The sequence below is a fragment of the Bacillus sp. 7884-1 genome, from assembly GCF_002272245.1.
Lineage (GTDB): Bacteria > Bacillota > Bacilli > Bacillales > Cytobacillaceae > Neobacillus.
In genome coordinates this window covers 36,331-42,881 of sequence record NZ_NPDD01000015.1, presented here as the reverse complement: position 1 = coordinate 42,881, position 6,551 = coordinate 36,331, and the positions used below count along the sequence as shown (strand labels likewise).

Here is a 6,551-nt window from a genome sequence, read left to right as displayed (position 1 = left end):
AATCCCACGAGCCTCCAAAACGATTTATCCTTAATCCAAGGGCCTGAGGACTAATCTCACGAGCCTCTAGAAAAAATAGTTATTAATACACGGATTGAAGACTAAATACACGAGTGAACACTTTATTCGGACACAGTTGCCTCTGTACTCACCCAAAATATGTTTGAGGTAACCTGTAAAACGAGTAACAAAGTTTACGAAAGAGCTATTAATAAAGTCTTCTAGCAGCATTGTACATAAAAAAAGGCCCTTATCGATTTCTGATAAGGACCTTTTGTTTAGTTGTCGGTCTTTTTGATTGTGTCTGTGAGTTCTTCGATGCTTCGTTTTACATTTCCTTTTCCTGAGTAGTTCTCGATTAGTTCTTTCACATCAATTCCACTTGAAGCCTTTAGAGACTCCTGAAGAGTGGCCATAAGGTTTGTTGCATAACCGGTAATCTTATTGGCGCCGCCATTTTCTCCAGAACCGCCAGTGTCTACCACCGTAATTTTATCAATATTAGCAAGCGGGCTTGCGACCTGCTTCGCATATTCTGGAAGCATTTTAATAATCATGTCTAAGATAGCCGCTTGACCGAATTGCTCGAATGCCTCTGCAATCTTTTCCTTCGCTTCCGCTTCCGCCAAACCTTTTAGACGAATAATTTCTGCTTCTGCAGTACCTTGGGCCTTTTGGGCTTCCGCTTTGGACAAACCATCTAAGCGAACACGTTCTGCTTCCGCTTTTGCCATTGCTTCAATTCGATACTTATTCGCTTCAGCATCTGCGATTTGTTTTGCCTTATTCGCAGCAGCAGCCTGCTCAACGGAATATCGATCCGCATCCGCTTTTTTCTTTACTTCGGAATCATATTGACGCTCACGGCGCAGAATTTCTTTTTCTTCTAATTCAATTTGCTTTTGCCTTTCGATAATTTTAACTTGCATTTCCTGCTCTGTTACTTCCTGCTTCGACCTTGCACTTTCCAATTCATATGCCATGTCAGCCCGTGCTTTAGCACTATCTTGTTCACGGCGGAACTCTGCAACTTTTAACTGATTAATTTTTTCTGCCTCAGCAATTTCAGTAGCACGCTCTAATTCAGAACGCTTTGCTTCCTTTGCAGCTTCTGCTCTTTTAATCCTAGTTTCTTTATCAGCTTCAGCCGTTGCAATATCAGCGTCACGTTTAACTTGGGCAATTCTAGGTTTACCAAGAGAATCCAGGTATCCGTTTTTATCGCGGACATCCCTAATGGTAAAGGAAACGATGACTAACCCCATTTTCGCCAGGTCCTGAGAGGCAACTCTTTGAACCTCTTGTGAGAATTTATCACGGTTTTTATATATTTCTTCTACCGTCATGGAACCAAGGATAGAACGTAAGTGACCCTCAAGAACTTCTTTGGCTTCATTTTCTCGGTCTTCCTTTGCCTTACCAAGGAATTGTTCGGCAGCCGTGGCAATTTCACTTATCGAGCCGCCAATTTTTATGATTGCGACACCATCTGCCATAACGGGTACGCCTTGCTCTGTATACACTTCAGGTGTTGTTACCTCAAGCTTGCTTGAAAGCAGGCTAAGCGGTTTTGCCTGTTGAAACACCGGTAAAATGAAGCTACCGCCGCCGCGAATGATTTTGATTTTATTGCCTGATTCATCCACATGTACACTGCCGTTTCCTAAGAAACTTCCGGTAACAATCAGTGCCTCATCCGGCCCAGCTGTCCGATACTTCGTGACAAAAACACCGATTAAAGCGATTAAAATAAATGCAACAATCCCAATAACAATCCAAAAACTTAATTCCATCTAATAACCTCCCCTAAAGTAAATATTTCTCTATTTCTTGATGAGAGCTAACTTGGAGCACCCCATCTTTTATATCAACCACAAGCACATTCGTGCCGTTATCAATCTGAACACGATCAAAGCTTGTCGCTGGTTTTGCAATTCTTCCGCTAATACTTTCTATCATAACTTCACCATAACCGTCTGCCGGAATCGCTGTAATCACGTTTCCAATCCTGCCTCTTAAATCACTTTCTTTGTATACAAGTGATTCTTCGGCATTCGACAATGGAATTAGAATAAAAACATTTAAGATAGTAACAAGAATTAAGGCAATAATGGCTGATATCCCTAAGATTGCTAGATAATGTAGTAAAGTAAGCTTCTCAAATAAATACCCGCTTGCCGAAAAAATAGTAACAAATGCAAAGATAATCACGGGATTAAGAAAATCTGGTCCATCAAAATGAACAACGTCTGCAAAGAAAACATACAAAATGGTTAAAATACCTGAACCAATTAATACATATAAATAAATCGTTTCTAATGGCAGATTGAATACTTCCATCGGCATCACACCCTTCCTTATGTATGTAACTTTAATACGTTCCAATAATGGAAAAGTTTCACATTTATATGAAAATTTTATCAAAATAATAAAAAAAGTGCTATGACTTTTGCCATAGCACTTACTGAATCATATTTAAAAATTTTCTTGTTCGCTCCTCTTTTGGATTGGTGAAGATTTCTTCTGGTTTGTTCCTTTCAACCACAACACCCTGATCCATGAAGATAACCTCATCCGCAGCCTCCCTTGCGAAGCGCATTTCATGTGTTACGACAATCATCGTCATCCCTTCGTTCGCAAGGTCCTTCATGACTTTTAACACTTCACCCACAAGCTCAGGGTCAAGAGCTGAAGTTGGTTCATCAAACAACATAACCTTTGGCTCCATTGCTAATGCTCTGGCAATTCCAACCCTTTGCTGCTGTCCGCCTGAAAGCTGGGCAGGATAAAAATCCATTTTATCCCCTAGACCGACCTTTTCAAGTAATGCCTGCGCCTTTTTTCGTGCAGCACTTCTGTTCTCTTTTTTAACAATGATTGGACCCTCCATCACATTCTCAAGAGCTGTTTTATGCGGAAAGAGGTTGTAACTTTGAAACACCATACCTGTTAAACGGCGAAATTCTGCAATGTTTTTTCCCGGTACAGGACCTGAAAAATTAAGGATATTTCCCTCTATCGAAATAACACCTTTAGTCGGTGTTTCTAATACATTTAAACAGCGGAGCATGGTCGTTTTCCCAGAACCGGAAGGTCCAATAACCACTACTACATTGCCTTTTTCTACTTCTAAGTCAATCCCTTTTAGAACCTCTAATTTCCCAAATTGCTTATATAATCCTTTAATCGAAATCATCGTAACTACCCCTCTCCCTTTCTTACACGTAACGGTCAAGTTTCTTTTCCATCATCTGTTGTATGACGGATAGAATAAAGCAAATAACCCAATAGATAAGGGCAGCTTCAGAATAGACCAATAAAAATTCATAATTGCTGGCAGCAATTTCTTGGGCTTTACGGAACATCTCAGAAACCAGCACCAGGGATGCAAGGGAAGTATCTTTCACGAGACTAATAAACGAATTCGATAATGGCGGAATAGAAACTCGAGCTGCCTGGGGCAGGATAATTCTTATTAACACTTGGGAATAACTCATTCCAATCGAATAGCCAGCTTCCCATTGCCCTTTCGGGGTTGAAAGAATCGCTGCGCGTATAATCTCAGAAGCATATGCTCCTACACTAAGGGAAAAGCCTATGACTGCAGCTATATAGGAATCAATAATAATCCCAAGAGTGGGCAGGCCATAAAAAATGATAAATAACTGTACCAATAAGGGAGTTCCACGAATCACAGAAACATAAACTCTTGCTATCATTTGGAAAACCTTTACATTAGAAATACGAGCCAAGGCTGTTAATATAGCTAAGATCAATCCAATGACAAACGAAATCAGCGTTAATGGAATAGTATTAAAAATAGCCCCTTTCAGAAGGGGCAGAAAGGAACTTTGAGCAATGTCAATCAATCGGGCCGTTCTCTCTGGGTCGGTAAAAATACTATTTAAGTACATCTTCACCAAACCATTTTTCAGAGATTTTTGTATATGTGCCGTCTTCAATCATTTCCTTTAGAGCCTTGTTGACTTCCGCTACAAGCGTATCACTGTCTTTTCTAAACATAAGTCCGCTGGCAGATGCCTCTTCACTGGTTGCAGCAACTTTTATTGGCGCATCAGGTCTTTGCTTTGTATAATCTAAAAACGAAATGCGATCATTAATTGTTACGTCAACACGTTTGGATGCAAGGAGTTCTACTGATTGGGTAAAGCCTTCGACACCGACTAGATTTGCCCCATACTTTTTGGCCATATCTCCATAGTTACTTGTCAAAGACTGTGCTGAATTTAAGCCTTTAATGTCTTCAAAAGCTTTTATCTCATTATTATCCTTGTGTGTAATCAAAACAGCCGCTGATTTAATATAGGGATCAGAAAAATCGTATTTTTCCTGACGGTCAGGACGAATTCCAACCTGGTTCGCAATCATATCAAATCGGTTTGCATCAAGCCCAGCAAATATGGCATCCCATTGAGTTTCTTTAAACTCAGGTTCTACTCCAATACGTTTTGCCACTTCAGTTGCAATCTCAACATCAAATCCGGTCAGATTTCCACTTTCATCATGAAAAGTAAATGGAGCATATGTACCTTCAGTCCCAATTAAGAGTTTGCCATCTTCCTTAATCTTCGCTAATAAATCTTGATCATCAGCCTTATCTGCTGCCTTGTTGTCTTCCTTTTTATCCTCATTTGCCTTATCATCTTTTCCACATGCTGACAAAATCAACATAAAGCTGACTATAAGTGCAAAAACAATAGTTAATTTCTTCATTTCTACTTATCCTCCTAATTCTGATTGTTTTTCTCGGATTAAACTATCTTAATATAATCTGTTATGGCTGTAAAGGAAAAGTGTAAAATGTACACAATTTTATTATTCCCTATTTTCTTAACTATAATGTAAAACACCTGCTAGAATCCCAGCAGGTGTTACATTTTTATTATGCTGATAATAATTCTTTTGCTGTTTGATCATTAGCAAGCTTTTTCTTAAGCGGACCGTAAAAGAATATACCACTTGTTAAAAGCACAATCCCTAATATAAAGGTCTTTAAATCTGAAGTTCCTGATATAATGACCCATACTGAATAAATGGTTGCCACTATTGCAATAACTCCATCTATCATTCTTGACCTTGAATTATTGTAAGTCTCACCCTTAATCACTAATTTTAATTGATAAACTGAAGCAATAAAATAAGGAACTAAATAGGCTAAAGTTGCAATAGTAATAATAAAATCAAAAGCACCTGAAATCGATTTAGAAACCGTTGAGAAAATAAAAATCTGAGCGATTCCGTTTGTTAATACAAGTGAAAATATCGGCAGGCCCTTTTTATTTTCTTTTAAGAAGGCAGGAAGGAATAATCCTTGCTTTGCCGCTTGATAAGGCACTTCTGCACTTAACATAACCCAGCCAATCGTGGAACCAAATAAGCTGATTAATCCAATAGCAGCTAATACTTTTCCACCAACCGGTCCTAGTACGGTTTGAATCGCATCAATCAATGGCTTTTCCGAGTTAATAAGTGTATTTTGGTCTAACATCCCCATGACCAGTGTGCTTATCCCAATATAAATACCAAGGGCGATAAAAAGCCCAACAATCGTTGCTCTTTTTACATCGATTTTCCTTTTCGCTCGTGATGCAAATACTACAGCTGACTCCAAACCACAGAAAGCCCACAAAGTTACTAATGCCGCATTGTTAACTTGTGACATTAAACCAAACGTTTGTCCTGAATCACCTAATCTAGTTTCTACCATTGGTAAAATATTTGTTTTATCGAAGGTATAAAGCCCGACAATGATAAATAGTAAAAATCCCGTCACCTTTGCTGCTGTCGCGGCAAAATTTAATTTCCCAGCACTTTCTAAGCCGCGTAAAATGATAAAATGCGTCCCCCATAAGAGAAGGGTGCAAACAATAAACGTTAACCCATTACCAACTTTCAATGTATATCCGCCAATCGTAAACCAGTCAGCTTGACTCGTTAAGACAGGAAAGAAGGTTGATAAATATCCAGCAAACGTGGTAATAATTGCAACATTTCCAGCTACATTTCCAATCCAGTAACCCCAAGAAGCCATAAATCCAGATAGTATAGAGCTCTCCGATCCGGGTTTAAAAAGTTCTTTTGCATATATTTGTGGACCACCTGTCAGATTCGGTTTCCGGATTGCTAGGTTTCCGAATACAAGTGCAATCATTAACACACCTATTCCAGTTAATAGCCACGCTAACATAACCCCAGCAGGGCTGGCAGCCTCTGATAAAGACCGTGGAAGCATGAATATACCTGATCCAACCATGTTACCAACAACGAGTGCGGTTAAAACCCAAAAGCCTAACTTATTTGAATTCCCCAAGATGTACCCCCCCTATCAAACTTTAAGGTGCATAATTTATAGTCAACTTCCAAAAGTGAATAATTATTATATTAACGTAATAATAATAAGAGTCTCCATCACTATAGTCAATGGAAAATATATCACACAGAATACTTAAAAAAATAAAAAAATAGCAAGGTAATCCTTTGATACGATTACATTACTATTTTTACATTTTTATTTTCTTCTTGCCTGATTT

6 protein-coding genes are annotated in these 6,551 nt (G+C 38.8%); all 6 read right to left on the bottom strand.

The genetic code is table 11. From position 1 onward, the window contains the following. Positions 1-278: 278 nt before the first annotated feature. On the bottom strand, positions 279-1,793 hold the full coding sequence (locus tag CHI06_RS01825) for a flotillin family protein (RefSeq protein ID WP_095246716.1): 1,515 nt from the start codon (positions 1,791-1,793) through the stop codon (positions 279-281). A gap of 13 nt (positions 1,794-1,806) precedes the next feature. Further along, a complete protein-coding gene (locus CHI06_RS01820) occupies positions 1,807-2,340 on the bottom strand; it encodes a hypothetical protein (RefSeq protein ID WP_095246717.1) in 534 nt (177 codons plus the stop codon). Positions 2,341-2,461: 121 nt separating this feature from the next. Then, a complete protein-coding gene (locus CHI06_RS01815) occupies positions 2,462-3,196 on the bottom strand; it encodes an amino acid ABC transporter ATP-binding protein (protein WP_095246715.1) in 735 nt (244 codons plus the stop codon). 22 nt (positions 3,197-3,218) lie between these two features. Next, complete coding sequence (locus CHI06_RS01810; RefSeq protein WP_095246714.1) at positions 3,219-3,914, bottom strand: amino acid ABC transporter permease; 696 nt, start codon at positions 3,912-3,914, stop codon at positions 3,219-3,221. Further along, the gene (locus CHI06_RS01805) at positions 3,901-4,734 is read right to left on the bottom strand and encodes an amino acid ABC transporter substrate-binding protein (protein WP_095246713.1); all 834 of its coding nucleotides are present in this window, start codon (positions 4,732-4,734) and stop codon (positions 3,901-3,903) included. The genes CHI06_RS01810 and CHI06_RS01805 overlap by 14 nt, the downstream gene beginning before the upstream one ends. Positions 4,735-4,903: 169 nt before the next feature. Further along, positions 4,904-6,331, bottom strand: a complete 1,428-nt coding sequence (locus tag CHI06_RS01800) for an amino acid permease (protein WP_095246712.1) — start codon at positions 6,329-6,331, stop codon at positions 4,904-4,906. Positions 6,332-6,551: the final 220 nt, after the last annotated feature.

Bases quoted from the DNA above. Each gene is read 5' to 3' on its own strand.
- CHI06_RS01825 (WP_095246716.1), bottom strand. From the start codon at position 1,793: ATGGAATTAAGTTTTTGGATTGTTATTGGGATTGTTGCATTTATTTTA.
- CHI06_RS01820 (WP_095246717.1), bottom strand. From the start codon at position 2,340: ATGGAAGTATTCAATCTGCCATTAGAAACGATTTATTTATATGTATTA.
- CHI06_RS01815 (WP_095246715.1), bottom strand. From the start codon at position 3,196: ATGATTTCGATTAAAGGATTATATAAGCAATTTGGGAAATTAGAGGTT.
- CHI06_RS01810 (WP_095246714.1), bottom strand. From the start codon at position 3,914: ATGTACTTAAATAGTATTTTTACCGACCCAGAGAGAACGGCCCGATTG.
- CHI06_RS01805 (WP_095246713.1), bottom strand. From the start codon at position 4,734: ATGAAGAAATTAACTATTGTTTTTGCACTTATAGTCAGCTTTATGTTG.